25 protein-coding genes and 1 tRNA gene are annotated in these 26304 nt (G+C 36.2%); 13 read left to right on the forward strand and 13 right to left on the reverse strand.

Features of this window, described 5'->3' with window-relative positions:
• Positions 1–55: 55 nt before the first annotated feature.
• The 3 genes from ACEQ81_RS13000 to ACEQ81_RS13010 form a co-directional block, all read right to left on the reverse strand.
• Positions 56–469, reverse strand: a complete 414-nt coding sequence (locus ACEQ81_RS13000) for a DUF6691 family protein (RefSeq protein WP_411031334.1) — start codon at positions 467–469, stop codon at positions 56–58.
• Positions 470–471: 2 nt separating this feature from the next.
• Positions 472–1029, reverse strand: a complete 558-nt coding sequence (locus ACEQ81_RS13005) for a YeeE/YedE family protein (protein ID WP_411031335.1) — start codon at positions 1027–1029, stop codon at positions 472–474.
• 103 nt (positions 1030–1132) lie between these two features.
• The gene (locus ACEQ81_RS13010; protein ID WP_411031336.1) at positions 1133–1615 is read right to left on the reverse strand and encodes a hypothetical protein; all 483 of its coding nucleotides are present in this window, start codon (positions 1613–1615) and stop codon (positions 1133–1135) included.
• 285 nt (positions 1616–1900) lie between these two features.
• Between ACEQ81_RS13010 and ACEQ81_RS13015 the strand changes: the two genes are divergently transcribed.
• Positions 1901–2371, forward strand: coding sequence for a hypothetical protein (locus ACEQ81_RS13015; RefSeq protein ID WP_411031337.1), 471 nt, complete (start codon positions 1901–1903; stop codon positions 2369–2371).
• Here the strand turns inward: ACEQ81_RS13015 and ACEQ81_RS13020 are convergent.
• The 3 genes from ACEQ81_RS13020 to ACEQ81_RS13030 all read right to left on the reverse strand — a co-directional run bounded on the left by ACEQ81_RS13020 (position 2368) and on the right by ACEQ81_RS13030 (position 4543).
• On the reverse strand, positions 2368–2763 hold the full coding sequence (locus ACEQ81_RS13020) for a RidA family protein (RefSeq protein WP_411031338.1): 396 nt from the start codon (positions 2761–2763) through the stop codon (positions 2368–2370). The two genes, ACEQ81_RS13015 and ACEQ81_RS13020, sit on opposite strands and share 4 nt — an antisense overlap.
• Before the next feature lie 54 nt (positions 2764–2817).
• Complete coding sequence (locus ACEQ81_RS13025; RefSeq protein WP_411031339.1) at positions 2818–3495, reverse strand: hypothetical protein; 678 nt, start codon at positions 3493–3495, stop codon at positions 2818–2820.
• Between the two features lie 271 nt (positions 3496–3766).
• Positions 3767–4543, reverse strand: coding sequence for an MBL fold metallo-hydrolase (locus ACEQ81_RS13030; RefSeq protein ID WP_411031340.1), 777 nt, complete (start codon positions 4541–4543; stop codon positions 3767–3769).
• A gap of 353 nt (positions 4544–4896) precedes the next feature.
• On the opposite strand from ACEQ81_RS13030, the gene ACEQ81_RS13035 reads away from it, so the two are divergent.
• The 7 genes from ACEQ81_RS13035 to ACEQ81_RS13065 all read left to right on the forward strand — a co-directional run bounded on the left by ACEQ81_RS13035 (position 4897) and on the right by ACEQ81_RS13065 (position 13437).
• Positions 4897–5436: an RNA polymerase sigma factor gene (locus ACEQ81_RS13035; RefSeq protein WP_411031341.1), complete on the forward strand. Its 540-nt coding sequence runs from the start codon at positions 4897–4899 to the stop codon at positions 5434–5436.
• Between the two features lie 80 nt (positions 5437–5516).
• On the forward strand, positions 5517–6509 hold the full coding sequence (locus ACEQ81_RS13040) for a FecR family protein (protein WP_411031342.1): 993 nt from the start codon (positions 5517–5519) through the stop codon (positions 6507–6509).
• A 73-nt stretch (positions 6510–6582) separates the two neighbouring features.
• Complete coding sequence (locus ACEQ81_RS13045; RefSeq protein WP_411031343.1) at positions 6583–10212, forward strand: SusC/RagA family TonB-linked outer membrane protein; 3630 nt, start codon at positions 6583–6585, stop codon at positions 10210–10212.
• A 24-nt stretch (positions 10213–10236) separates the two neighbouring features.
• Entirely contained in the window at positions 10237–11703 is a 1467-nt protein-coding gene (locus tag ACEQ81_RS13050) for a SusD/RagB family nutrient-binding outer membrane lipoprotein (RefSeq protein ID WP_411031344.1), read from the forward strand.
• A gap of 17 nt (positions 11704–11720) precedes the next feature.
• A complete protein-coding gene (locus ACEQ81_RS13055; RefSeq protein ID WP_411031345.1) occupies positions 11721–12206 on the forward strand; it encodes a hypothetical protein in 486 nt (161 codons plus the stop codon).
• Positions 12207–12225: 19 nt separating this feature from the next.
• Entirely contained in the window at positions 12226–12795 is a 570-nt protein-coding gene (locus ACEQ81_RS13060; RefSeq protein ID WP_411031346.1) for a peptidylprolyl isomerase, read from the forward strand.
• A 78-nt stretch (positions 12796–12873) separates the two neighbouring features.
• On the forward strand, positions 12874–13437 hold the full coding sequence (locus tag ACEQ81_RS13065) for a peptidylprolyl isomerase (protein WP_411031347.1): 564 nt from the start codon (positions 12874–12876) through the stop codon (positions 13435–13437).
• 171 nt (positions 13438–13608) lie between these two features.
• Here the strand turns inward: ACEQ81_RS13065 and ACEQ81_RS13070 are convergent, their stop codons facing one another.
• The 5 genes from ACEQ81_RS13070 to ACEQ81_RS13090 all read right to left on the reverse strand — a co-directional run bounded on the left by ACEQ81_RS13070 (position 13609) and on the right by ACEQ81_RS13090 (position 20183).
• Positions 13609–14640 (reverse strand): right-handed parallel beta-helix repeat-containing protein, encoded by a 1032-nt coding sequence (locus ACEQ81_RS13070; protein WP_411031348.1) that lies wholly within the window; start codon positions 14638–14640, stop codon positions 13609–13611.
• 1152 nt (positions 14641–15792) lie between these two features.
• Positions 15793–16218 (reverse strand): hypothetical protein, encoded by a 426-nt coding sequence (locus tag ACEQ81_RS13075; protein ID WP_411031349.1) that lies wholly within the window; start codon positions 16216–16218, stop codon positions 15793–15795.
• Between the two features lie 359 nt (positions 16219–16577).
• Positions 16578–17126: a DUF3575 domain-containing protein gene (locus ACEQ81_RS13080; protein WP_411031350.1), complete on the reverse strand. Its 549-nt coding sequence runs from the start codon at positions 17124–17126 to the stop codon at positions 16578–16580.
• Between the two features lie 89 nt (positions 17127–17215).
• Entirely contained in the window at positions 17216–18361 is a 1146-nt protein-coding gene (locus ACEQ81_RS13085) for a helix-turn-helix domain-containing protein (RefSeq protein WP_411031351.1), read from the reverse strand.
• Between the two features lie 289 nt (positions 18362–18650).
• Entirely contained in the window at positions 18651–20183 is a 1533-nt protein-coding gene (locus ACEQ81_RS13090; RefSeq protein WP_411031352.1) for a prolyl oligopeptidase family serine peptidase, read from the reverse strand.
• A 488-nt stretch (positions 20184–20671) separates the two neighbouring features.
• On the opposite strand from ACEQ81_RS13090, the gene ACEQ81_RS13095 reads away from it, so the two are divergent.
• The 4 genes from ACEQ81_RS13095 to mbpA all read left to right on the forward strand — a co-directional run bounded on the left by ACEQ81_RS13095 (position 20672) and on the right by mbpA (position 24090).
• Entirely contained in the window at positions 20672–21484 is an 813-nt protein-coding gene (locus ACEQ81_RS13095) for a helix-turn-helix domain-containing protein (protein WP_411031353.1), read from the forward strand.
• Positions 21485–21556: 72 nt separating this feature from the next.
• Positions 21557–22633 carry a serine hydrolase domain-containing protein gene (locus tag ACEQ81_RS13100; protein WP_411031354.1) on the forward strand — a complete coding sequence of 359 codons (1077 nt, stop codon included), beginning with the start codon at positions 21557–21559 and terminating at the stop codon, positions 22631–22633.
• 43 nt (positions 22634–22676) lie between these two features.
• Positions 22677–23591 (forward strand): TolB family protein, encoded by a 915-nt coding sequence (locus ACEQ81_RS13105; RefSeq protein WP_411031355.1) that lies wholly within the window; start codon positions 22677–22679, stop codon positions 23589–23591.
• A 202-nt stretch (positions 23592–23793) separates the two neighbouring features.
• Positions 23794–24090, forward strand: coding sequence for a mobilization protein MbpA (mbpA, locus tag ACEQ81_RS13110; protein ID WP_411031356.1), 297 nt, complete (start codon positions 23794–23796; stop codon positions 24088–24090).
• A 410-nt stretch (positions 24091–24500) separates the two neighbouring features.
• Here the strand turns inward: mbpA and ACEQ81_RS13115 are convergent.
• Together ACEQ81_RS13115 and ACEQ81_RS13120 are read right to left on the reverse strand one after the other, a co-directional pair.
• Positions 24501–24574: transfer RNA gene (locus ACEQ81_RS13115), tRNA-Arg, on the reverse strand.
• A 90-nt stretch (positions 24575–24664) separates the two neighbouring features.
• Positions 24665–24817 carry an SsrA-binding protein gene (locus tag ACEQ81_RS13120; protein WP_411031357.1) on the reverse strand — a complete coding sequence of 51 codons (153 nt, stop codon included), beginning with the start codon at positions 24815–24817 and terminating at the stop codon, positions 24665–24667.
• A 543-nt stretch (positions 24818–25360) separates the two neighbouring features.
• Between ACEQ81_RS13120 and ACEQ81_RS13125 the strand changes: the two genes are divergently transcribed.
• The gene (locus ACEQ81_RS13125) at positions 25361–26299 is read left to right on the forward strand and encodes a calcium/sodium antiporter (RefSeq protein ID WP_411031358.1); all 939 of its coding nucleotides are present in this window, start codon (positions 25361–25363) and stop codon (positions 26297–26299) included.
• The last annotated feature ends 5 nt before the right edge of the window (positions 26300–26304 follow it).

Genomic DNA, 26304 nt, shown 5'->3' on the forward strand with positions numbered 1-26304 from the left:
TTATAGGCTTAGTGCCGCAAGGATACTATCAAGTTATCTGAACGCCATTTGGTTATCAATGAGGCAATCTGTTTTTTAACAGACCGTAGGCAAAGGTGCCCAAAACAGCTGCCGCAATTACAATAAGCATGCTATAAACTCCTGTGCCAAGTAAAATGTACATAGGTCCGGGGCATGCACCCGCAAGCGCCCATCCAAGCCCAAAAATTGTTCCTCCAAGAATGTAACGGATAAAGCCGGGCTCTTTAGGCGTAAGATGCACATGTCCACCGGTTATATTTTTTATACCGAATTTTTTCATTGCCCAAAGGAATCCGCCACCAATAAAAACAGCAGAACCAATAATACCGTACATATGGAACGATTGAAATTTGAACATTTCAAAAATACGGTACCAGGACACGGCCTCTGATTTAACCAGAATTATTCCGAAGAAGACACCAACAAGTAAAAATTTTAAAAACTTCATACCTAAAAAATAAGGGGTAATAAAAAATGGGTCATTAAAAGACCTCCGATAAAAAAACCGATAACGGCAATAAGGGATGGAAGTTGCAGATTACTCAATCCTGTGATGGCATGGCCAGAAGTGCATCCGCCGGCATATCGTGTGCCAAAACCTACCAAAAAACCGGCAATGATCAAAATGGCCAATCCTTTTAACGTTAGAACACCCTTCCAACCATAGATTTCTGCAGGTAATAGAGATTCTCCCACTTGTGAAAATCCAAGCTGTTCCAAATCCATAATGGTATTCGGATTTAACGCAATAGTGGAATTGTCCGATAAAAATTGGGTAGCAATAAAGCCTCCGATTATAGCACCAAGAACTACAATGAGGTTCCAGCGATAACTTTTCCAATCAAACCTAAAAAACTCGGTGTATTTACCCGCTCCGGCCATACTGCAAAGCGTTTTTAAGTTGGAGGACATTCCAAATGTCTTTCCAAAATACACCAGCACCAGTAGTACAGAAGCGATTAAAGGGCCCGAAACATACCATGGCCAAGGTTTCAATAGAAATTCCATCCAACATTTTTATCAAAAGTAATGAGCACTAGGTAAAGTCTGCGTAATGAAAGTTACAGAACATATAGTTAAATTTCCTTAAGACTTATAAAAGCAAAGCGGTCTAATTTACTATACGCCTTTCATAGACATAGCTAAGCACACCAGGTAAATTTTCGCCCACTGTATTCACCAGCTTGTCTCCTTCTATCTGCATGGTACTTAGTGCCGGATCACCAGAAAATGTAATGGAGGTCTCGTTAGAGAACCATGTGCCAGTAGCTGAAGTAGCATCGATACAATTTATTTCGAAAAGCCCTCCGGTAATTGTGGTAACGCTTAGCCCTACCTGATCAAATGTCCATTGGAGATCTCCATCGATCAATAATGTTCCAGACAGGCAATCTAATTCATCCACCACATTGGTAGATAAGGTTCCATCGGTGTTTAGATCCTGACCTTCGCTAATATTCACTTCTACCAGATCCCAGAGGCCAAGCACCTCAAAATTTGGCGGTTCAATAGGGTTATCGTCAGAACTTACGTTGCATGAGGAGATGGTCAATGCCATCAAAAGAAAAATAAAAGAGTTTACAGAAAATTTCATAACAAGCTAATTTTTATGGAATATTATCGATTTTTTAGTAGAAGTAAAAATATCTTATGTACTATTTAACGTTAATTTTTCAAATTCCTTATCCATAGGGTCCCATAGCGGCTGTAGAATTTGGTTCCTGAGGATTTTTATGGTAAATCTTTATAGTATGCAGCCCATTTGTGGTGCAAACCGATTGTTTGTAAAAAGATGATATTTAGCCAACAATTTCTTTAAACCCATTAAAGCTATGCTTTGGATACTTAGGGTATCTTTCAAAAGGAATTGTCCACTACCATGGAAGAACGGCTTCGCGCGGAAATCAAAGATACATTTTTGGGATATGGCTTAGACCGAATGGAGTTTTTTGGCCCTAAAGAGTTTATGAAAAGGTATCCTACCTTAGTTACGAACGAACAGGAACTTTTGGAATTGATCTATGAAATCATGGATTTTGATGCAGAACTTTTGGATTCTTTAAACGGTAACGGAAAACGTATTTTTTTATTAATTGCAACACCAAAAGCAAAGACATTCTTAAACTATGGGGGGTTTACCAAAATTCATCAGAAAGAAACGGAAGAATGGGAACGTCTTTTTCATCGGTTACGGGAACTACGGTTCACTAGAAAGCATAAAATGACTATCTCAAAAAATGGTCCTCCGGGATATGTCCTTAAAAACTGGCGGTATTATGTTTTTGTGGCAATGGCCATTTTTAGTTTTTGCTACTGTATTTTGGATGCTTTTTTGGATTATTGGCCTTAGATATGAGCACTCTGTTTTTTTAATGCCGTTACTTGTATTTCAATCTTCATTCTGGGATCGGACAAACCGGCAGAAATCATCGTTGCCGCAGGTCTTATCTCACCAAAATATTTCCTGAGAACGGGCCAGCACAATTCAAATTCCGCTGCATTTGGTAAGATGTACATAACCCTAACCGTATCATTGAGGGTAGAACCGGCTTTTTCCAGAGCTTGAATAATATTCAGAAGGCATTGTTCTGTCTGTGCCAAGATATCGTCAGATATCGTCATGGTGTTATAGTCAAAACCGGTAGTACCCGATACAAAAACCCAATTGCCATCTACCACGGCCCGGGAATAGCCAATTGTACTTTCAAATGTTGAACCCGAACTTATTAACTTTCTGTCCATATATTGTTTTTTAAATGGTTTATAGCCGCTTTTAAAATAGTTGTCGTAGTATTACTATAGTTTGTTTTTGATGGCTTTTCTAATCCCAGCAAGTTGGGAAATGAGAACTATGGGGACAATCACCGTTGGGAGCCAAACAAATGGAAAATAAGTTACGCCAATATTGGGTTGGTCCATTGCAATTTTTTGAAAGGGAGTTTCAGCACTTAGGACCGCTATGGTAAGTACATTCAGTAAAAGCCCTAAACAAAGAATATTCCAAGAGGCCAACAACCATCTTTTAGTTTTTTTTGTTTTGAAAGTAAGATAAAATATAACTGGTGTCGATAGCCCAGAAAATATATCCAGGTTGTAACCGTCAAAAGTCATTTCAATAGGAATCAAGCCTGCCATGTAAACGTAAAAAAGAACAATCTCTACAGGTATTCTTACGATATGAAGTATGGTCAACCATTTTATGTTTAGCCCATCAATAAACGTTTTACCATTTTTTGAAAAAAATAGCGCTACGATAAATAATATTCCAGGCGTTAACAAAAAAATAAACCTTGGTGGAAATGCTTCGGTGTTTTGATAAAAGCCCGATAGACTTAGCACAGCTTGCAAGACCATCCAAATAGCTAACAGTGTTACGATAATATTTCTTTTGTTGGCTGCAAGCCAAAAAAATACAATCGAAGCCACTGTAGCAACTAAAAATAAGATAAACACCCAGATTGAAATACTTTCCATATTATTTTACTTTCATCAATTCTGTTATTCCAAGTACTATTTTTTAAAAGAAACTCGCCCAAAAATGGCGGGTATTCCAATAACCAATAAGACAATTCACAGTACTAAAACCCGACTTACTTTTTAATAATTGGGGTCATGTTTTCGGGTACCGAATAGTCTCCTTAAAGATACACCATAATACAATTGAAATATGTTTAGAGTTAATAGAAATGACACCACAATCTGTGTTCACTTTGTGTTTAATGTTGCAAACAAGAAACTTGTAATTTCACTTTAAATCTAACCAACTATTGGTGCCCGATAATAATTTTGAGTCTAATAAAATTTTGGACTTGTCAAAACCCTTGGGGTAATGAAAAACATAATAAGCGTCAGAATGTATGTATTCTTCAATCAGTTGGGGCGATTCTTTTTTAATACAATACCAAAGCGGTAAAAAGACGTAATTGATGTTGTAATTTCTAAATGGTGCTTTTTTTAAGAGGTTCGCGTTCCATTCCGAATCTCCAAAATGAGCGATGGTGGTATCGTTCATTTTAAGGATAAATACGTAGTTTTTAATCTGAAAGTTCTTTTCGTACGGATGCCGAAACCAGTAAGAACTTATGGTAATATTGGCAAAGGTTGAAGTTACCACGTTTTGGTTTAGATCCGGGTCGTGTTGGATATACGGAAAGGTAGCTACCCCTGTTCGCAGCTGTGAAAGTACCTGATCCGAAGAAACTATGGTTGTTTCTGGATGATTAAGTATAAATTGAGTCACCAAATCCTGGGAGAAGTGATCCCGGTGTTCGTGCGAAATAAGCAGATAATCTACATTTTTGTATACTCCAATGCCATAGATTATGGAATCCTGAACTTTTTTTGACAGGGTCTGGTAAATACCAAAATCCTCTTCAAATAATGGATCAATAAGTACGTTATTGTCCTTATCCATTATTAGCAACCCTTCATTGGCCAAATATTTTATACGTAGCTCTTGGGCAGACAAATTGCTGTTTGATGTAAGAATAAATGAAATAAAAAAGACTAAGGCTATCCTCAAAGCTCAAAAGTTTGGTATACCAAATGTTTACATGAAGATAACATCTTTATTGATCAATCGGATAATAGGATGCGCATTTACCCTAAAGCACAACCAATCCTTGGCCATTTTATAACTTATTCTGACTATAGTGCTGCTGCAACGTAGTCTCACAAAATGAAGAAAGAAATTTCCTAATCTTCCCAATTGTCTATTATTGTAATGGAATCTATTCTTTTAAAATTCTGTAATTTAGTACTCATTGCGTTAAGAGTAACCTAAAACTATATGCACATTGGTATAAAATAATGATTAATTTAAAATACGGTAAACAATCATTATCCCTGATATGACCATTAAGCCCAGTAAAAAAAATGGTAGAATCATTATACAAAAAGTTCTATGGCAAACTATATCAATATGGTTGTCTTGTGTATGATGATACCATAAAAGTAGAAGATACTATTCAGAACTTTTTTGTTTGGACTCTAGAAAATCCGGAGAAATTAAGGGACATTAAGAATTTTGAAGCGTTTGCGTGCAAAGCGATAAGAAGAAATCTCATTCAGGGGATCATTAAAGACACTCGATCCAAAAAAAGTCATGATAACTACGTAGTGACTTTGGTTGATGAAAAATCGATTACCTCTGTTGAAAAAGAAATAATGCAAGTTGAGGAGAATTCGTGCTTAAAAACGAACCTAAAAAGCGCTATCGAAAAACTACCGGATAAACAAAAGGAAATCATCTACCTTAAATACTATGCCAATTTTTCCTATAAAGAAATTGAAGATATCATGAACGTGAGCAATCAGGTAGCCAGAAATTACGTTTCTAGGGCCCTCAAAAAGTTAAAAAGTTCTATTTTTTCGGAAAAAATGCGATCTTTTATAGTCTCTGCTTTTTTAGTTTAACACATCTTTTCAAAAAAAAATTACTTTTTAAGGTTACATTTTTATGTTTTGCGGCTTCTATAATAAAATCGCAACATTAAATGGGCCATAAAAATTTCAAAGACTACATATTCGAAGACTTTATAAAGGACGCTTATTTTAGAAAATGGGTGTACACTACCGATGAAAAAGCAAACCACTTTTGGGATACATTTGTTAGGGAAAATCCAAGCAAGGCTGTCGATATTGAGAAAGCAAAGCTTTTTTTGGAAGGTATTCATGAATATTATGATAGTAACAAGCTAAGTGAAGCCCAGATAGAAGAAAAGTACAGCGAGTTTATTTCCAAGCATTCTAGTGCAGGTTCTCCTAAAATAAGGGTTCTTAAAAGGAATAGGAAGAAAGTTTTCAATTATGCGGCGGCCGCTTCTATCGTTATTTTGATAGCTTTCAGTTTATTCTATACAAACTCCGGCACAAATTATTATACTACCGCTTACGGGGAATATAAGAAAATAGAACTTCCAGATGGCACCCAGGTTACCTTAGGTGCAAATTCCAAATTAAGACTCGCAAAGAAATGGGACAATACCGTTGACCGGAAAGTGTGGTTAGATGGTGAGGCCTATTTTAATGTAAAGCATATCGAAACAAACCAAGCCAAATTTATAGTTATCACAGACGATGTTAATGTAGAGGTTTTAGGAACGGCTTTTAATGTGGATAACAGAAAAGAAGATACCAAGGTTATTTTGGATAAGGGAAAGATTAAACTTGATATCAAAGGTAATTTGAACAAGCAACTACTAATGGCTCCTGGAGAAAAAATAACATATAAAGCCAAAAGTCGAAAGTTACCGGAAAAACAGAAAGCGAACAAAGATGAAACTTCTTGGAGAGATGGGGTTATGACCTATACGAACACGCCCTTGCACGTTGTACTGTCCAAAATGGAGGATGTATATGGAATTCAACTAAAACTTAAAGATAATGCCCTTAGGGACAAAGAAGTTACTGTAGGAATTTCAATTACGGACCAACAAGTGGCCGTAACGACCATAGAAAGAATAATCGGCACAGAGTTTATTAAATAAAAAAGGGATGATCTTCTGACCAAGACCACCCCTATCAATTGTAATATAATACTACTAATTAACAACCAAATTTATGAAAAAATCCATTGTCTTCAAAGGAAGCATTCTGCTGTTGGCTTTCATTATGAGCAGTAGCTATGCTGCGGCCAATCTATTCGAAACCAACAAAGATCCGTCCTATACCCTGTTAAAAACCAATAAAATAAAGCTTACGGATGCGCTACAGGCCATCAGTGAGAATTATCATGTATTCTTTAGCTACGAAACAAAACTTCTAGAAGACATAGAAGTAGAGGTGTCCTTAAGCGAGCTTTTTAGCAAAGAAAAGGAAATAGGGGCTGTTGTAAATACTGTATTAAGGGATACCAATTTAAAATTTGAGACCATTGGTGAAAAATATATAGTCATCTATAAAAACAACAGGAACGGAAAAAACAAACTGCAAAAACTGAAGGAAAAGATCAATGAGCTCAGAGATATTGAGAATGGAGATGATATACTACTCTACCCCAATTCAAAAAAGGCTCAAAAAGTTTTGGCCAAAGGAAGAGGTGTAAACGTAACCCAGGAAGTTACCATAACAGGGGTTGTAACAGATGAAGCTGGCGTGCCCCTTATTGGAGCCACTGTTATTGCCAAAGGAACATCGGTGGGTACAGTTACGGATTTTGACGGCTTATATTCCTTAAAGGTTCCTTCTACGACCTCTCATCTTGTGTTTTCTTATATAGGTTATGAGCAAAAAGAAGTGGCCCTTAACCAACAAACTACAATCAATGTACAACTTAAGGAAGACCTTAACAGATTGGATGAGGTTGTTGTTACGGCTTTGGGAATAGAAAGAGATAGAAAATCATTATCCTATGCCGTTTCGGAAGTAAAAGGAGATCAACTGGCAAATAAGGCCGAAGTAGACGTGCTGAAGGCATTGAGCGGAAAAGTAGCGGGGGTTAATATTTCGGGTTCTGGAGGAGCAGCTGGTTCCTCTACCAATATAATAATTAGGGGAAACAACTCGGCAACCGGTAACAATCAGCCCTTGTTCGTTGTAGACGGTATACCTTTTGATAATTCTACCACCAGTACTTCAGATCTAGCTGGAGCTTCATCTACTTATTCCAATAGAGCGTTGGATTTGGATCCGAACGACATCGCCACTATGACCGTGCTAAAAGGAGGTGCAGCTGCTGCCTTGTACGGTTCAAGAGCTTCAAATGGTGTAATCATAATCACTACCCATTCTGGAAGTCAATCCAAAAAAGGTCTCGAAATAGAGATATCAAATACGGCGGGAGCAGAAACTATTTCTCGTTTCCCCGATTACCAAAACAAATACGGTCAGGGAAATTTTGCCAATGGGGAATATGTGTTCAGCCCAACGGCAACAGAATCTTGGGGCCCTGCCTTCGATAGTCCCAATCTAGTTGGGAACGGCGGTTTGTTTTCAGAAGATGGGGTAATTAAATATACCAATCACATTGGCGATAATGTACCCTATAGGGCATATCCAAACAATGTAAAGGAATTCTATAAGACAGGTTTTCAACGAGAAACTTCTATACGTGCACAAGGAGGCGATGGTAAAAATGCTTTCGCTGTTACGGCCAGTAACGTGGACAATAAAGGATTTATTCCAAATACGGGACTTAAAAGAACTTCTGTAAAAGTTTCCGGGTCTACTAAATTGGAGAACGGTTTAAAAATAAGTGCATCCGTAACCTACGTAAATACCCATCAGGATGGTATTTTATCGGGTGGGCACAATACCTTATCCAGTATCAACAGGCAAACCTTGTTTATTCCAAGGAGTTACGATCTGTCTGGGTTCCCATATATTGATGAAGTAACAGGAGGGCAATTTCAATTTTCTTTCTGGGACAATCCAAGATGGTTGGCTCAAGAAGGCCCATACGATAGTGATGTAGACAGGGTTTACGGTTTTGTATCCACGGACTACAAGGTAAACGAATGGCTTAATATCTCTTACAAACTTGGAAACAACACGTATACGGATAGACGGACCCAAATAATACCAAGAGGTAGCTTTTTTACTTCAGGAAACATAATCAATAACAATATCACCTTTTCGGAATTATCTTCTAACCTAATTGCAACAGCTTCCAAGAATCTAAGCGAAGACTTAAATGTAAGGGTCGTTTTAGGTCATAATTACAATCAAAGGAAAACCGATTTATTAAATATCAGGGGAACCGGGATTATAAAAAGAGGTATTTCTAGAATTACCAATACCGAAGCGGTAGTAACGGATGAATCTATTTTTGAGCAAAGAAGGATTGTAGGGCTATTTGGCGATGTAGTTTTCTCGTACAAAGACTTTTTGTTTCTAAACCTAACAGGAAGAAATGATTGGTCTTCTACCTTGCCTAAAGGAAAAAGAAGTTTCTTTTATCCTTCGATATCTACAACGTTCAATTTCTCGGATGCTTTTAAGATCAAATCCGATTTCCTTTCCTTTGGAAAAGTGCGTTTGGCGTATACCAAAATTGGTAACGACGCCGATCCATATTTGTTATCTACCGTTAACACCATTAACGGAAGCGTAAATGAATCTGGATTGGAATTTCCTTTCAACGGTGTTTCGGGTACGGAAATAGGGGATAACCTGGGAAATCAGGATCTAAAACCAGAGTTTACAACAGAATATGAGGTAGGTCTAGAGCTTAACTTGTTTAATAATCTGATAGGACTAGACGTTGCTTACTATTCAAAACGGACCGAAGATCAGATATTCAGTATAAACATTCCATCGTCCACAGGATATAGTACCAAAACCCTCAATGCGGGTGAAATATCAAATAAAGGATTGGAAGTAGGATTGGATCTTAATCCAATTAGGAATCCTAATGGACTTAGCTGGAACATCTTTGGTACGTTTGCTAAAAATGTTAGTAAAGTTGAAAAACTGATCGATGGATTAGATCAGATCAACCCGGGAAACAGGGTTCCCGCATACGGTAATATCCTACGGGTAGGACAACCTTATGGGGTAATTGAAGGAGAGGTGCAAAATAGAGATAGCGATGGAAGCCTTTTAATCAATGCTTTAACGGGTCTTCCCACAAAGGCTGCGGAACAACAAATTGTTGGTGACCCCAATCCCGATTTCATAGTTGGTATTAACAATACACTGTCTTACAAAGGATTTCAATTAGGCTTCTTGTTCGATTGGAAGCAAGGGGGAGATATACTTTCTTTATCCAACGGGTATTTAAGAGGATTTGGATTAACAAAAGAAACGGCGGAAGATAGGGATAGGACCTATATCTTACCGGGATACTTAGCGGATCCAAACGATCCTACGCAACCTTTGTTGGACGGAAGTGGAAACAGAGTGTTGAACAATATTCAGATATCCCCACAAAACTATTGGAGTGGTGCCACCAACGGTACACAAAGGAACCAATATCGTTTTAGTGCGGAATCCCTGATTTTTGATGCAACGGTGTTTAGATTGAGAGAACTCAGTTTTGGATATACATTTCCAAAAGCAATGCTGAAAAATTTACCCTTTGGTAGTTTAAGTATGACTTTCTTAGGCAGAAACCTATGGTTTAAAGCACCTAACTATCCCCATTTAGATCCTGAGGTTTCTACGTACGGAGCTGGTAATGCCCAAGGTGTTGAGCAGTATGCCCCACCAACAGTAAAGAATATGGCATTGAACATCAAAGTATCATTCTAACAAGAAATTAAAATAACGTACATTATGAAATATAATATATATAAAAAAGGACTTGCAATACTAGGGATACTATGCTTGTTCCTCTCCTGCGACCTAGATATTAACGATAACCCCAATAGTCCTACTACGGCAACGGTGGTAGAGCTATTGCCTCACGGACAAGTATCGGTTATCCAGCCATTTTCAAGTCTAATAAATGCAATAACCTCCAGTGCCGTACAAACTAGCGTTAACACGCGTTACGATAACTATACGGTTAGTAGAACTACAATAGATGGTACCTGGAATAATGACCTCTATAGTGGTGGATTGAAAAACCTGGAAGAAATCATAGACCAGGGCACGGAAAATGAACAATGGCATTATGTGGGCATAGCCAAATTGATGAAGGCCTATACCTTTAGTTTAATGGTAGACCTTTGGAACGATATTCCGTATTCCGAAGCGTTTAACCCAGAGTTTGAATCACCTGCCTATGATTCTGGAAGCGCCATTTATGCCAATCTGGAAGCACTGGTTATAGAGGCCATTGGGGACTTGGGCAAAAACTCTGATCTTTCTCCTGCGGCAGATGATGTTATATATGGCGGCGATTTAAATAAATGGCGTCGTATGGGCAATACGCTTCTATTAAAAATGTACAATCAAACACGCTTGGTTGATAGTAGCGTAGGATCTAAAATGGAAGCCTTAATAGCTGCCAACAATCTTATTCAGTCCAGTACGGACGATTTTCAACTGGTTTTTGGAGGAACAGCTTCTCCGGAAAACAGAATGCAACTTTTTATAGATGACTATGTAAATAGACTGGACAACAGAATTTCTAATTACTTCAATGATCTGTTAACCGGTAACAATGATCCAAGAATACCTTATTATTTCTATAACCAGTTGGCCGGCACGTTTGTGGGCCGGGATGCCGGAAATCCCAATGGTTTGTCAACATTTGAGGATCAAGACACACGAACATTTCATGGTGTTTATCCTTGCGGAGGACAGTATGATAACGGTTTGGGTGGAGTTACTACCGGAGAGTTAGGATTAAAAGGGGCGGGGACCTATAGAATGATGACCAATGCCATGCGCTTGTTCATTGAAGCAGAAGCTGTAATGGCCTTAGGGATTACGGCTTCTGCAGACGTAGCCACCCTGTTTGAACAAGGCATACGGGAGTCTATGGAAAAAGTAAACGAACTTGGAGCAGGACCCGGTATTTCGGAGGATCAGATAAACACTTATGTGGCCCAAAGACTGTTGACTTTCAATGCGGCTTCCGATGCTGATAAGTTGAAGTTAATAATGCTCGAAAAATATGTACATCAATTTGGAAACGGCATGGAACAGTATAATGATTGGCGTAGAACCGGTATTCCAGATGATTTAACCTTGGTTGTGCAGACGAGCCCAACCCTAAATAGGTTGCCTTACCCATCTAGCATTACACCACCAACCTTACCCAATAATGATGAATTTGTTTTCTGGGACAACTAAACTAAAAACGTAAGACAATGAAAAATATCACAAAATATATTCTCGTATTAGTTATCGGCATAACCCTTTCTTGCAACGATGATGAAAACCAAATAGTCCCAGATTTCTTGGACGGTACCGAATATGGGGTACTGTTAGATGTTGAGGTTACAAGTGCCGTGGAAGTTTCTTTAGCGGATATAAGTACATATGAACTGGGTTTTAACATCAGCTTTAAAGGAGATAAAAGACCAATAAGTTCAATAGTTGTAAACAAATCATACGTTAGTAGCGTAAATGGGGAATCCTCATTAGTCGAAGAAGAAGTTATTGTTGATTTTCCGGCTTCAATGACTTTATCTTCAAATGAGTTAGTTAGCGGCATTCCAAGTCTCTTAATTGATGATTTGGAAGCCGGGGATTCCTTTAACATAAGCTTTGTTATCAATTATGTGGATGGTGGGGTCGTAGACCGGTTTGACAGCAGTATGCGCACCAATTTTGCCGTTGCAATTGTTGATTAACCCAAAAGACGTTTAATTTATGAGAGCTATTCTTGGTTTTCTATTGCTTGTAAATCTAATTGGCTGCTCTTCCAAAACTGAAAGTCGCTATGTGATTGAAACCGAAGTAGGGGATATCACTTTAGAGGTATACCAAGAAAAGGCCCCTATAACGGTGGGTAATTTTCTAAAATACGTTGAACAAGCAAAATTTGATGGTGCTTATTTCTATAGGGTAGTTCGGTTGGACAATCAACCTATAAATCCTGTAAAGATTGAGGTAATACAGGGCGATTTTACCGGTAGACAGTATTATTTCCCTGTAATTGCCCATGAAACAACCCTGGAGACCGGATTAACCCACAAGGATGGAACTGTTTCCATGGGTAGGTTCGATGTGGGAACTACGGCGGCTGAGTTCTTTATTTGTATCAACGATCAGCCAGAGCTTAACTACGGCGGAAAACGGAACCCCGATGGGCAGGGTTTTGCCGCTTTTGGTCAAGTCATTGACGGCATGGACGTTGTTCGCAAAATCCAAGCAGGGGAAACGGACAGCCAAATGCTGAAAGAGAAAATCAAAATCAAAGGAATTTACGCCTTAAAATAACAAAGAACTATGTTTAATTTTTTTAAAATATCTGCGCTTGCTTTAGGGTCCTTCCTTTTTTTAACCCTAAACAACCCTATGAAATGTGAAGGTGAGGCGGGGAAGGAAGTTGCCGTGCAAGACATTACATTAGAAAACACCTATATCATAGCAACGGAACTGGGAGATATTGTTTTCCAAGTATACCCTAAAAAAGCTCCCATTACGGTTAAGAATTTTTTGCAGTATGTTGAAAATGGCAATTTTGAAGGGGCCAGCTTTTACAGAGTGGTAAGAATGGATAATCAACCTGTGAATCCCGAAAAAATAGAAGTTATACAGGGTAATTTTATCTCTGGCGACTTAGCATTGCCTCCCATAGAACACGAAACAACAAATAATACCGGGGTTTTACACAAAAACGGAACAATCTCAATGGCCAGGTTAGAACCAGGAACCGCTTCCGCGGCCTTTTTTATATGCATAAACGATCAACCAGAACTTGATTTTGGTGGAGACCGGAATCCGGACATGCAAGGTTTTGCGGCATTCGGACAGGTGATAGAAGGTATGGAAATTGTAAAACAGATCCAATCCGGAGAGGCCGATGGGCAGTCGCTTATAAAGGAAATAAAAATAAATAGAATTTATAAGCGCGAATAAAAAAGGGACTTCGGACTTACCAGTTCAGGGTAATCATAAGACGCACTCCCAGTGGATTTGAACGGAATCTTAAATAAGACGGGAGAACATCAATAGGTCTATTTGCTTTAACAAGGAAGGAAGATATATTGAAGTACAGCATGAGCGCTAAACTAATTGCCTCACATTTTTTTAATTCCTAAAAATCCCTGCGTTTATACTTTTTTCTGTAGAACCCTCTGCAGCGTGTAGGTGTCTTTTGGTTAATTTAACGGAACTATTTTCCAGTAAGGGTATTTCTCCAGTTTTTGTTACGGATTGTTCCTTTATATTAGGTTTGGCGATAGGTACAATACGTTTTTCCTCTCTAGACCAATAACCTACATAACCGCTATTGTTACTGATTATGCTGTTTGTAAAAGGGGAAGAATACTCTAAATCTGCGGAGCGCCCTACCAAAAAGTTGTTGTTATTGGTGATAATATTATTGGTGAATGTAAAAGGTATATCAGCAGGGCCAAACCAGAATGCACTTTCATAGGCATTTGCTACTATGGAATTTTCAATGGTAAATCCACTTACATTATCAAAAAACAGCACTCCATTTCTGCATTCATAAAAGATACAATGCGATACGGTATTGTTAGGACCATGTGCCCAAACACCAGCTTGGATGGCCGCTGCCTCTTTATTGCCGATAAAATAACATTGCGACACTTCCAAATCTCCCAATTTGGAATCTTCCTTGGCAATGGGGTAGTAATAGGAAACCGCGGGGTTGGCATTACCCAAAAATGTTAATCCTTTCAAGGTGACATAGGACGAGGATACCAAAAAACCAACACTGTGCTCAAACATAGTATCGGAATTGTTATGGGATGTAGATTGTATTTTCGGCATTTTTTCCTGAGACCAATCGTGCGCATCGGGCATATATACAGCTTCTATAATGTATCTGGTGCTATCCGTCATTATCCTTACGGGGTTTATATCTGCACGCCCCTCTAACGTATATACCCCGGGGTTTAATTTTATGGTGATTTCACCATTTCCCGTAAAGGAATTTGCAATAGAAAGTGCTTTCTCAATTGACCTAAGAGGTTTCTCCAAATCACCGGTATATCCATCACTGCCATGTTGCGAATCAACATAAATTTCTTGCGCAAAAGCGTTGCCAAAAACCATTAAAATAAATGTGATGAAAAGAATTACTGTGTGCCTCATGATAAGTTTTTTTTGATAGTGTAGCAGATTTATAAGTCTATGATAATCAGGGATACGAAACTATGTGCAAAGACCGGTATACGTAAAACAATTTACGTTCACTTTGGTACATGTTGGTGCAAGATGCCCAAATAGTAATCAATTATTGATGTTTAAGACGGAATGTATGAGGCCAACTCATTGTTTTTTGAATGGAATCTTTTGTTGCAACCAGAGGTTAAAGCAGGGAAGTTTCACTGTGGATATCGTCGATATCCAATATCAACTACTTCAGAATGTTTCATCGGGTTTTTGATGCCTAATTTACATCTGTTTTGTTTTTTAGAGTGTTATCCGATATCCACCCATTGAAACAAGGTGTATAAAAAGTATAGGGTTAAGATAATAAGCGCAAGACGTAAAGACCACAGCGTGTAGAATCCGTTGTTCATAAGCCTGGACCAACTCTTTTTAAATAGCCCCCTTTTCTTTTCTTTAGACATGCACTATGGGTTTTAGTAAATATAAGCCTACCTTTTAAAAAGAGGCGCTTTTTTTGGATATAACCGGCATTTTATCGATGTTTTTGTATTAATTCATTCATTTATCTTAAAGTTAAGACTATAAGTAAATAAAAAGAGGTCTATATAGAAGATGTTGTAAGCCTCCTAATTTATTATAACCCTAGCAAGATTATCTTTGGTTTTTCGAACATAACTCCATAGTCTAAATAAAAAACTGCAAATCTGTGGTTTGGAAATAAGTTCTTATGCCGTTCAAATAAAAAAGCAGCTAGTTGCGATCTTTTCACTTTTAAGTGACCTGGACAGGATTCTAGCGGCTGCTAGGAATCCAAGTTGGTACGTTTAAAACTCCTTGCAAAATCTGTTTACCTGATTGTTGACGGTTTATTTGATTGCAAATGGTATCCTTTGACTTTTATCCCAAAGGTGGGAGTATCAAATTTTCAAATCAAGATATTGGGTAATTGAATCAAATACCCGGAAATCGTTGGTTTAACGGACTAAGAAAAATACACTACAACAGTTCGGTATATGCTTGGTGTAGCGTTAGAAGTGCTCCACTCTCAACTTGCCAATATGTTTGGTAATATTCAGCTGTTTTAAATTTAACACTTTGCCCACATTGTCTTATACCTTGTTGCAGCACGTTTTATTCTACCGGTTCCTTTATTTCTGGGTTCGAGATAAAACCAAAAAGCACAAAAATTCCAAACATCAAAATCAATCCCAAAACGGAGGCTATTATGTCATAATAGTCATAAACATTGTTACCACCAATGTTATGATATCCCAATTCTTGAGAAATGACGTAAAATGCTGTAAGTAATGCAGAAATTAGATAAATCAAAATATCCTTAAGGTCATTATTGAAGTGTCTTTTTAGTTGAAATAGTATTCCGGTTATTACGGTAATCCCTAAGATCACCTCGATTAGGTTAGGTATGGAAAAAACCAGAATGCTAAAGGCATTGGGTAAATCACTTTCTAAAACCCAAGGTCGTAGATAAAACTTGTTTAGGACGAATATCGCAAATGATACCCAAAATAGAATCCTAATATGTTTTTTAATTCGCATCTATTTTCTTTCAAATCTGCTAAAATGGCGGTCAGTCTCAAAACCACCTTCTTGGGTTTAAAAATAAGGATTTCCTAGTCGGAAACCCTGCAAAATTTAATTATAGCCATCGTTGCGCCCAATTTGCCCCATGGACTGGGTTGGTGACTTTGCCTTTTGCCGGTTATTAATAAATGGAAAAGGTATTTCGTGTATGGCATGATTTTGTATGAGATTAGTTGTGTGGTTTAAATACCTAATTTAGCAAATACAAACCGAATGTAACCCCGATAGCTATCGGGACGCCGAGATTTTAGTAAGTAGGCGAGTACTGGCAATGAAAATTATGCACGTCGGTGTAAAACGTTTTTCTAGTCAGACTAAAATCGGTAACCTATGCTTATTGCACGACGATTAATAACGTCGTGGTCTGTTTTATCGGCATTAAATAAATTTCCTCCCATACCAACCAAAACCTCAAAAATAATTCCGCTTTTGGTAACCCACTTGCATCCAAAACTTAAACCAAGTGATAAATCAAGCACATCAGGGCCTTCATTTAAAGTAATGTTTCCGTTCATATCAGTTAATTGTTTTCCATCGGTTGAGCCAAAGGTTGCAAATCCTTCAACAAAAAAACCTGAAGCATATTTTTTACCAAAGTACCTCCTATAAAAAGGTGAAATGAGAAAATTTGTATCCTCATCATTTTTTTTGCTGAAAGCATACAAACCGGTAATACCCATCGAAGATTTTCCATTTATGTTTCTTTCATAAGTTGCCTCGAAAAGGCCCAATGTTGTAAAATATAAATTAAGTTTTACGTCATTTTTCTTTTCGAATGGATTGGAAATAGTATCATTTTGAGATTGTGCTCTAACTGTAAAAAGAGACAACAAGAATGCAATTGTTAAGAGTGTTTTTTTCATAAAAAGCCTATTTAATTTTTTAATGGGCAAAAATTAAATTAATAGGTTTTAAAAAGGTTTCAGTACCTTAAAATTGAAGAAATCGGTACTTATTTTTGACTATTTCGATATTCATTTGGGGTCATCCCCGTAACTTTCTTAAATGATTTATGGAAAGTGGTTTTTGAAGTAAAACCCGATTCTAATCCTATAGCCAATAAACTGTAGTTTTTAAATTCAGAATCTAAAATCATTTCCTTAACAGCTTCTACTCGATAGTGATTTATGTAATTTGCGAAATTTCTTCCTGTAATTGTATTTACCAACTGAGAAACATAACCCGAGCTTATTCCTAATTTTTCGGCAACTTTTTCTCTGTTTAATGTACTGTCCCTATAAATTTGATGGTTTTTACAAAGTGATTCAAGTTTTATGTAATAAGGATTCTCTGCTGTAAGTGGATCTAAATTATTTGGAGAATTTACTTTTTTAAGATTAGTATCTAAGTATAGGTCATTATCGTTGACTGAAATCTTGCGATTTAATAATTTATTGATGCCTTCTTTATCTTTCGCCAATCTATATTTATATATGCCAAAATATGCCGTCCAATGGATTACGAATGTTCCAAATAAGGCAAGAAGTTTCATAAAAGATGAAATGTCATATTCGAAAAATAGACCAAGAATAATTGCCAAGACCCAAGAAAGTAATAATATGGAAACTAGCGCCCATAAAAGCGTAATCCATTTTTTTTCTTGGGTGTTGTTAGAAAATTTAATGAAGCTATATGTATAGATTAAGATGCCAATTATAAATGGTGGAACTATAAAGATTCCTATAAGTTTTAAAACATCTATTATTTTATCAATTGAATTTGGAATATCATAAACACCGGCAATAGTATCGAGGTCATTAAAAATATTGATGAAGGCATAGTATATAAAAGGGACAAATAACCATCGGATTTTTTTTGAATGTTGTATAGGATGATTTACTTGGTGCACAGTAAATAGAAAAATAAAAACCGGAAGAATAAAACCCCATTCAATATTATCAATAAAACGCAACAGGGGTATGGTATTATATATTTCTACTATTTCAAAAACAAGATTTAGTAAAAGAAGCGATAGTGTAAATATGGCGTAAGCCAAATATTTGTTTGCCTTGCTTTTAAATAAGGGCGATTTTAAAATTATTATTCCTAGTACTATTCCTTGAAAAATGGCAATATTGAGAAGTGTTATATAAATCAAATACTAATTGTTTAAAAATATTGCCTTTTATCTTAGATGAATCGGTTCAACTGATTAAGTGGAAATAAATATACTTCTTGTAGCATATATATCTTAAAATTTTGTCACAAATGTTTTACAAATAGTGTCCCAAATATGATCTTTTAAGTAGTAAGGTTAATTGGTCTTTTAACAAAACCATAGGAATCAGCGGCAAGGTCCGATCAGCCTAAAGACCGAGTAGACAGGATGGTATAAAGAACATAGAGCAATTTAGGCTCTATGTTTCTCATGCTTTGTCGGGGAAGCTTTATTCCTTCAATTGTTTAAGTTTATTTATTGCATTCTGATTTTCAGGATTTAATTCCAATGACTTCTTGTAGTTAGAAATAGCGTTTTTAATATCCTTATTGTAAAGATAGGCCAGGGCTAAACTATCATATAAATTTGCTGATTTCGGATAAATATGTAAAGCCAATAAAAAGACATTTATACCTTGCTCCATCTTGCCAGCATTAAATGATAACCTAAGGCCGAGGTTGTTTAACATCCCTTCTTCTAGCTTAAGTGTTGGATGCTTTGCTACCTTTTTTTCGTATAATGGGATTAAATCTAGATAACCCTGATTGATTGCCAAATCTTGAAAATCTTTATAGTCAAATTCTTTTGTAAGTGATTTTTTCATTTTTTTCAAAACCAAGTTTTCCGAAATATTATTTTTATCAGGGCTGTTTTCAATGAACTCCCTTGCTTTCTCCTCATTTTTCAAAGTGGCATTTAAAAATTGCAAGGTGTGTTGAGATAGTAGTTTGTATGACGCCATAATTTTATCATCACTTTTATCCTGTCTTTTATCTCTATATGCAAACAAAACACCAATAGAACCAAAATGGGAATGTGTTAGGTCGTGGAATTTGTAACTGTAGGCATTACTATATTTTAAAGAGTCGTACAATTGGAATTTATAGTTCAGCTCGGCAGGTATTTTATCACTAATAAGTACCTCTTCAGGAATATCTTTTTGAGCAAAATGAACGTAGGGTATATTAAACCTATCTAAATTAAAGTAAGGTGATTTTTCTAGTACGGAGTAATTGTATCTTTCAGTACCATCTAAACTTACAACCGCACTTATTGTCTTATTTTTCATGACCGTTATAGTGTTTGCCAACCCACCAAAACTAAAGCCCATAAGTGCTATTTTATCGAAGTCTATATATTCATATTTATGAATTTCTTTTAAAAGAAATTCTACATCTCTAGATTGTGTTTCCAAATCTTTTGTAGTTCCTCCTTCTAACCATCTTGTATCTGTTCCTCTAGAAGGACTTGATATCACCACGAAACCATTACTTGCCAAATATTCGAATAATGCAAAATTTTCAATTGATGAGGCTTGATAGCTTGGTGCATAAACTACGACCGGAAATTTTCCTTCTAAAAAAGCGGCATTCCTCAACGCATTTACTTTTTCAGACAAATGAGCTCTATTTTGCGGTGTATCCCCTAAGTCAGGAAACCAATCTAACAATAACTCGTTTGGCAAGTTTTTCGATTCTTCCTCTTCTTTTAAAATCTCCAAATAATCCAAAACCGTTAATTGATTGGAGTTGCTATTTTTAATAATAGTCGGATACCATATGCTAATTGGAATTGGCCTATTTACGAATTGATTATTAAATTCATTTTTAATTTGATAAATTCTTGTGCTATCAATCATCGTATAATGTCTAAAGCCCACATTATACTCTCCGTTTTTTAAGTTTATTTCGTTTAATGATGTCTGCGCTTTTACAAAACATACTTGAAAAAGAACTAAGGTTACTAAAATTATTGTTCTCATTGTTTTCATATTTACGCACCTGTTAATTTTTAGGATATTAATTTGGCTAAAGTCAACATCAAGTAGGCTTTCTTGATAAAGTGATATTCTTAATACTTCCCTATTCGAATAACCGTATACGTCAAATTTAAGAAATATATTTGCAGTTATTATTTTCCGATTACCCTTATAATTGTTGCTATTAAAACTTTTAGTAGGGGTTTAATATCCATGCCACGGTTCCATTGAACGGCCGTTTTAGGACTCTATTCCAAAAACCTAAACTTTACCCCAAAGTGTCCCAAATGTGGTCTTAGATCTAAAAAAGAACTTGGCAATAGTGCAATACCAAATTTAGAGTATAATAAACCATGGAGGAATGGATTGCAAAAATGGATATTGAGACAAGATTCATAATAAATTATTATAATGAAGTAAAGACTAAAAAACTAATATAGAAGAATGTAACGTTTTATATTTTGCTGAGTCATTAAAAGAAACATGTCCATATGAAAATACTCACTAAAGGAAAGTATTATGGCGAAAAAGATCTGGAGGTGTCATTTAATGGAATTCTGTTGTCCCAATATCATTATACTGGAAATAAAACAGATTGGCACTATCATGAAAATCCTTATTTCATGTATGTGTTAAATGGTAATATGAAGGATTGTAATAAAAAAGTAGAATCATTGTGTCCAGCCGGAAGCTTAATGTTCAATAATTGGCAAGAAGCTCATTATGGCTCAAAACATTCCGTTGAAGCAAGTGGTTTTCATCTGGAATTTGAGAGAAAATGGCTCAAAAAAAATGGAATACCGCTAAATTTATTGGAAGGTAGTCAGTTAATTCAAAACCCGAAATTGCACTTACTTTTCGCAAAACTATATTATGAATTTTTAATTTCAGATAAATACAGTGATATGTCTGTTGAAGTTTTATTGCTTCAAATCTGTGAAGCGTTGAGTAACTTAAAGGAAATTAACGCTCAAAAGAATCCAAACTGGGTAGATGGTTTAAAAGAATTACTACACTACGATACTTCTAATCTTAGTCTTGATTATTTGTCAAATGAGTTAAAAGTACATCCTGTACATATCTCAAGAGCCGCTTCAAAACACCTTTCAATGAGTCTTGGAGAATATATAAGACAGCATAAAGTTAAAAAAGCCATTCCGCTACTTCTAAACTCAAATAATTCATTAACCGAAATAGCTCACCAAACAGGTTTTTCAGACCAAAGTCATTTTAATCGTGTATTTAAATCGATTTTCAATGATAGTCCAAGCTCTTATCGAAAAATAATAAATAAAAATTTGTAATGCTAATTTCATTCTATTAAGCAATAATTGCTTTTTATAAGTTTGATGGTTGTAAAACCTTAAAAAATACCGATGAAATACAAACTCATTCTCGTAATTTCTTTTTTGTGCATTCTAGACAGTAACGCTCAACTTAATTTTTCTAAAACCAATAAAAGTAATATTCCTATATTGAGTAAGATGGACAGTGTTGTCTCTTCTGGAAAGTATGAACGTATTACAAGTATTTTAATAGCTAAAGACGGAAATGTATTATTTGAAAAATATTATCGTAAAAACAATGTTAATTCCCAGCATAATACTCGTTCTGTTACTAAAACCATGGCAACTTTATTAACCGGCATTGCTATAGATAAAGGACATATTGCATCTGAAAAGGATAAGATTTTCGACTATTTACAGCACAAACTTCCAGTTAAAAACCCCGATAAACGTAAAGAAGAAATTACAATCGAAGATCTCTTAACCATGAGTTCTACATTAGAATGTAATGATAGTAATAGATATTCTAGAGGTAATGAAGAGCGTATGTATATCATAGAAGATTGGGCTAAATTTTACTTAGATCTTCCTGTTTATTCTTATCCTTGGGGAACAAAACCTAAAGATAAGCCTTACGGTCGTGCGTTTAGTTATTGTACAGCTGGTGCCGCTTTAGTTGCTGAAGTTTTACAAAGTGCTATTAAAAGCAATTTGGTTGAATTTGCAAAAAAGAATCTTTTTGAACCTTTAGCAATTAAAGACTATACATTGCATTATACACCATTTAATCTATTAAATACTGCTGGAGGTAGTGAATATAGAAGTAGGGATTTTTTGAAATTGATTCAGTTATGTTTAAACAAAGGGCAATGGAATGGGAAACAAATTATTTCATCATCATGGATAGAAAAAGCATCAACAACAAAACTCGAAGCTTATGATGCTGAGTACGGTTATCTTTTTTGGATAAAAAACTTTGGTAAGGATAAAAAATACAAATCTTTCTTTATGTCTGGTAACGGAGGTAATAAAGTTTTAGCAAATTCAGAGTTGGGTTTGGCTGTTGTTATCACAACAACTAATTATGGTAATAGAAATGGACATAATTATACTGATGAAATTATGAATGATTTTATTATTCCAGCTATTGAGAAATTCAAAAAATGAGGAATATTGTGATTTATTTTAACGCTCTATAAAAATTCAAACTATGCTTAAAAATTTTAAATTTTTAGTGCTACTATTCTTCTCATTTTTTTCAAGTTATGCTATACAAAATAATAAAGGAAACAAAAGTGCTTCGAAAGCCTATCTAGAGCAAAAAAGGCCTTCAAAAACACCAGAGATTTTTGCTCCTAATCTGATTTCAAAAAAGGGTGAATATGAGTTTGGGTCAGTCTTTAACAGAGATGCCACTGAATTTTTCTATGGAGTTGCTATTAATGGGAAAGAAGAAATTCGATATTCTAAACTTGTTGGAAAAAAATGGAGCAAACCTGAAGTGATTTTAACACATAAACAGTATGGTTACAATGATCCATTTCTTTCGCCTGATGAAAATAGATTATACTTTATATCCAGAAGGGCTTTAGATGGTTTAGGAAAGTCGAAAGATTATGATATCTGGTATGTCGAAAGAAATAATAACCAATGGTCAGATCCAATCAATGCTGGGCCAAACATCAACTCAAGCGGAAATGAATATTATGTTTCATTTACCAACGATGGCACCATGTACTTTTCGTCAAACAAAAAAGGGTCTAACTTTGATATTTATTCTTCAAAGTTTCTAGATGGAGAATTTCAAAAAGCAATACAACTAAGTGATTCAATCAATACGTCAGCCTACGAAGCAGATGTATTTATTGCGCAAGACGAATCTTATATTATTTTTTGTGCGACAAGGAAAGATGGTCTCGGTAGAGGTGATCTCTACATCAGTTTCAAAAACACAGATGGAACCTGGTCAAAATCTGTCAATATGGGAGATCGTATAAACACCAAGAATCATGAATTATGTCCTTTTGTTTCCAAAGACGGAAAATATCTATTCTATACCAGTAATCAAGATATTTATTGGGTGAGTGCAGATATATTAGAAAACTATAGGAAAAAGAGTAATTGACTTTATTTTGTTTTTAAAACCACATTGAATCTTCCGATTCATTAAGCATCCCCTAAAAGAAATCCATTTTCATAGTTAAAACCAGGGCTCTGTTTCTTCCCATTCGATATTAAGGCTAATTTGAAGTTGAGATGCAATTCAAGATGTGTCATTGTCATGACAATCTTGCTTTTTTCCCGAAGGTCGCAAAAGAAAAAAGAAAATGAAAAGGGAGTTCATCCAATTTAGATGTAGTATCTATGAAAAGAAGATGTTGAAGCTCAAGGCCAGAAGGGCTGGATTATCCCTGTCCGAATATTGCCGTAGTTCCGCTTTTGGGTATAATATCATCGAACGATTGACCCCTGAACAGTTGGAACGTTATTCCTTGTTGGTTAAGTACAAGAACAACTTTAAAAGGATAAGCAACATGTTCAAAAAAAGGAACCTAAGGATTTCCAAAGAGGTGGAACAATTGGCTGAAGAAATTAGAAAACATCTTTACAACTTCAACAAATGATAGGAAAGGGAAGATCCATATCGCATACAAGAACCTCTATCTCCAATGGATGGAACCAAGAAAATAAGTTGAGGTAATTGTTCGAAAGGTTCGAAACCATTGATTTACAGACTTTTTGAATTTAATTGATGAATTTAAGTGACCCCGACAGGGGGTCGAGTGGCCATCAAAGGTCTGGTAGACCTTTGATAACGAGGAGCCAGGTGGTGCGTAGGCGTCCTGCCGTACATTTGGTTAGTTAGGGTTTACAGGATTACTCGTTCCACTCGTGATCCTTTGTTGTCAATGTAGCAAATACAAAACCTCGCAGTTAAAGCTGCTAGTTCTTTATTTCTTTTCAAAACCTTGAGCGAGCTCCGGTTTTTCTCAAAAAAAGAACCACGCCAAATGGCGTGGTTTTATAAGTGTCGTGACCTCGACAGGATTCAAACCTGTAACCTTCTGAGCCGTAATCAGATGCGCTATTCAGTTGCGCCACGAGGCCATAACTACCCCAATTAGGGGCAGCAAATATATTTCTTTTTAAACTTATCACAAAATATCAATGCTCAAATAACCGAACAAGGACAGAAAGTTATCCAAGGGCCTTGGTAGTAACAAAATAACGCCATCCTATCAATGCCAGTTGTAGTTTTGACGCCTTGGAAAGATCTAGACGCCTTTTGGTATACGATGGCAAAAACGCTTTGTTAACCCTGGCCAAAAACCTAAAAAAAGATCGTTGCATAGCGCAGTTTTAACAAAGATAGTAAAATGCAAATGAGGAAATAAATAGTTAAGGTATTACGAAATAGCTATAGGCCTATGGGTGCTACTTACAAAATTATCGTAATCAAAGATAAAATTAAGAACAATAACAGTTTTGCAAGGGTGATCATAGTTTTAGAATTAAAGGTTTAAAAAAGTGATTTTTACTAGATTGTTCTTTCAATATATAGTATTGCAAAGCCTACTTGCAAGTGTTTTACAATATTTTAATGTAATTGAATACAATATTGTAAGCTAAAAAACGAATACGATTATATATTTAAACTTGCTGTCTTGCATTAAGTTTTTGTTTGTAATATCTTTAGGTTAGTAGTATTACAGATTATAACAATTGTAGGGGCTTTTTGCCAAGTTTTTTACTTAGCAAGGCAAATTTGAGCGTAAAAAGGGTCTTTTTTTAAGTTTTGATCTTTTTTTTAGGTTTTATCTAAGTCCATTTACAAATTGATGCGGACAGATTTAAATCAAAAATCTTAGGCTATATTTGCTCAAAATTTGGTACATGCAAGATGCTCTTTTTGTTGTTTTAGGCTTACTTCTTCTAATATTGGGCGGCAATTGGCTTTTAAAAGCGGCGGTAGCCCTTTCATTACGACTCAATATTCCAAAAATTGTTATAGGTATGACGGTGGTTTCCTTTGCTACTTCGGCGCCCGAACTGATTGTCAGCATTAATGCCGCCCTAGACGGTTTTCCAGATTTGGCCTTGGGGAACGTGGTTGGGTCCAATATCGCAAATTTGGGACTTGTACTGGGTATTACCATTGTTTTGGGACATATGGATGTTAGAAAGAGTTTCTATACCACCGATTGGCCGGTTATGATGTTGGCTTCCCTTATGTTCTTTGGATTTATATATTTTGACCAAGAACTTCAACGGTACGAAGGAATGGCCATGGTAGTTTTTCTCTTCCTATTTCTGGTATACTTGTTACGTTTTCAGAAAACTGCGGTTGTAGATGAAATGCCCGAAGATGATGTGCCGCTACCACTTTATAAAACAGTATTGTATTTGGGTATTGGCGGGGCGGCCCTTTGGGGCGGTTCTGAATTATTGATTGAGGGTGCCGTAGGCCTTGCCACTTTCTACGGTGTTAGTGAACGTGTTATTGCCATTACAGTGGTGTCCGTAGGTACTAGTATCCCAGAGCTGGCCGCATCGGTCATTGCGGTAATGAAAAAAGAAAAGGCAATTTCCCTGGGGAATTTAATTGGCTCCAATATTTTTAACCTTCTTGCCGTTTTGGGTATAACTTCTATGATAACCCCGATCCGGGTTATGGATACCGGATTGTTGACCAATGATATATTTTGGATGCTGGGGATTTCTTTTATTATACTTCCATTGGTCTTTTTACCGCGTGGGCTTAGATTGGGATGGCGAGATGGCATTGCACTGCTTGCCGGCTACATAATCTTCGTTTACCTTACGGTTCAATAAAAAAA

The organism is Spongiimicrobium sp. 3-5 (assembly GCF_046557915.1).
Taxonomy (GTDB): Bacteria; Bacteroidota; Bacteroidia; order Flavobacteriales; family Flavobacteriaceae; genus JBHEBG01.

What these genes read in the sequence shown, in the direction of transcription:
- ACEQ81_RS13070 (WP_411031348.1), bottom strand. Translation starts at nt 14,640, where the DNA reads ATGAGGCACACAGTAATTCTTTTCATCACATTTATTTTAATGGTTTTT.
- ACEQ81_RS13015 (WP_411031337.1), top strand. Translation starts at nt 1,901, where the DNA reads ATGGAAGAACGGCTTCGCGCGGAAATCAAAGATACATTTTTGGGATAT.
- ACEQ81_RS13025 (WP_411031339.1), bottom strand. Translation starts at nt 3,495, where the DNA reads ATGGAAAGTATTTCAATCTGGGTGTTTATCTTATTTTTAGTTGCTACA.
- ACEQ81_RS13020 (WP_411031338.1), bottom strand. Translation starts at nt 2,763, where the DNA reads ATGGACAGAAAGTTAATAAGTTCGGGTTCAACATTTGAAAGTACAATT.
- ACEQ81_RS13090 (WP_411031352.1), bottom strand. Translation starts at nt 20,183, where the DNA reads ATGAGAACAATAATTTTAGTAACCTTAGTTCTTTTTCAAGTATGTTTT.
- ACEQ81_RS13000 (WP_411031334.1), bottom strand. Translation starts at nt 469, where the DNA reads ATGAAGTTTTTAAAATTTTTACTTGTTGGTGTCTTCTTCGGAATAATT.
- ACEQ81_RS13010 (WP_411031336.1), bottom strand. Translation starts at nt 1,615, where the DNA reads ATGAAATTTTCTGTAAACTCTTTTATTTTTCTTTTGATGGCATTGACC.
- ACEQ81_RS13065 (WP_411031347.1), top strand. Translation starts at nt 12,874, where the DNA reads ATGAAATGTGAAGGTGAGGCGGGGAAGGAAGTTGCCGTGCAAGACATT.
- ACEQ81_RS13095 (WP_411031353.1), top strand. Translation starts at nt 20,672, where the DNA reads ATGAAAATACTCACTAAAGGAAAGTATTATGGCGAAAAAGATCTGGAG.
- ACEQ81_RS13075 (WP_411031349.1), bottom strand. Translation starts at nt 16,218, where the DNA reads ATGCGAATTAAAAAACATATTAGGATTCTATTTTGGGTATCATTTGCG.
- ACEQ81_RS13125 (WP_411031358.1), top strand. Translation starts at nt 25,361, where the DNA reads ATGCAAGATGCTCTTTTTGTTGTTTTAGGCTTACTTCTTCTAATATTG.
- ACEQ81_RS13080 (WP_411031350.1), bottom strand. Translation starts at nt 17,126, where the DNA reads ATGAAAAAAACACTCTTAACAATTGCATTCTTGTTGTCTCTTTTTACA.
- ACEQ81_RS13100 (WP_411031354.1), top strand. Translation starts at nt 21,557, where the DNA reads ATGAAATACAAACTCATTCTCGTAATTTCTTTTTTGTGCATTCTAGAC.
- ACEQ81_RS13040 (WP_411031342.1), top strand. Translation starts at nt 5,517, where the DNA reads ATGGGCCATAAAAATTTCAAAGACTACATATTCGAAGACTTTATAAAG.
- ACEQ81_RS13035 (WP_411031341.1), top strand. Translation starts at nt 4,897, where the DNA reads ATGGTAGAATCATTATACAAAAAGTTCTATGGCAAACTATATCAATAT.
- ACEQ81_RS13120 (WP_411031357.1), bottom strand. Translation starts at nt 24,817, where the DNA reads ATGCAACGATCTTTTTTTAGGTTTTTGGCCAGGGTTAACAAAGCGTTT.
- ACEQ81_RS13055 (WP_411031345.1), top strand. Translation starts at nt 11,721, where the DNA reads ATGAAAAATATCACAAAATATATTCTCGTATTAGTTATCGGCATAACC.
- ACEQ81_RS13050 (WP_411031344.1), top strand. Translation starts at nt 10,237, where the DNA reads ATGAAATATAATATATATAAAAAAGGACTTGCAATACTAGGGATACTA.
- ACEQ81_RS13105 (WP_411031355.1), top strand. Translation starts at nt 22,677, where the DNA reads ATGCTTAAAAATTTTAAATTTTTAGTGCTACTATTCTTCTCATTTTTT.
- ACEQ81_RS13060 (WP_411031346.1), top strand. Translation starts at nt 12,226, where the DNA reads ATGAGAGCTATTCTTGGTTTTCTATTGCTTGTAAATCTAATTGGCTGC.
- ACEQ81_RS13005 (WP_411031335.1), bottom strand. Translation starts at nt 1,029, where the DNA reads ATGGAATTTCTATTGAAACCTTGGCCATGGTATGTTTCGGGCCCTTTA.
- ACEQ81_RS13045 (WP_411031343.1), top strand. Translation starts at nt 6,583, where the DNA reads ATGAAAAAATCCATTGTCTTCAAAGGAAGCATTCTGCTGTTGGCTTTC.
- mbpA (WP_411031356.1), top strand. Translation starts at nt 23,794, where the DNA reads ATGAAAAGGGAGTTCATCCAATTTAGATGTAGTATCTATGAAAAGAAG.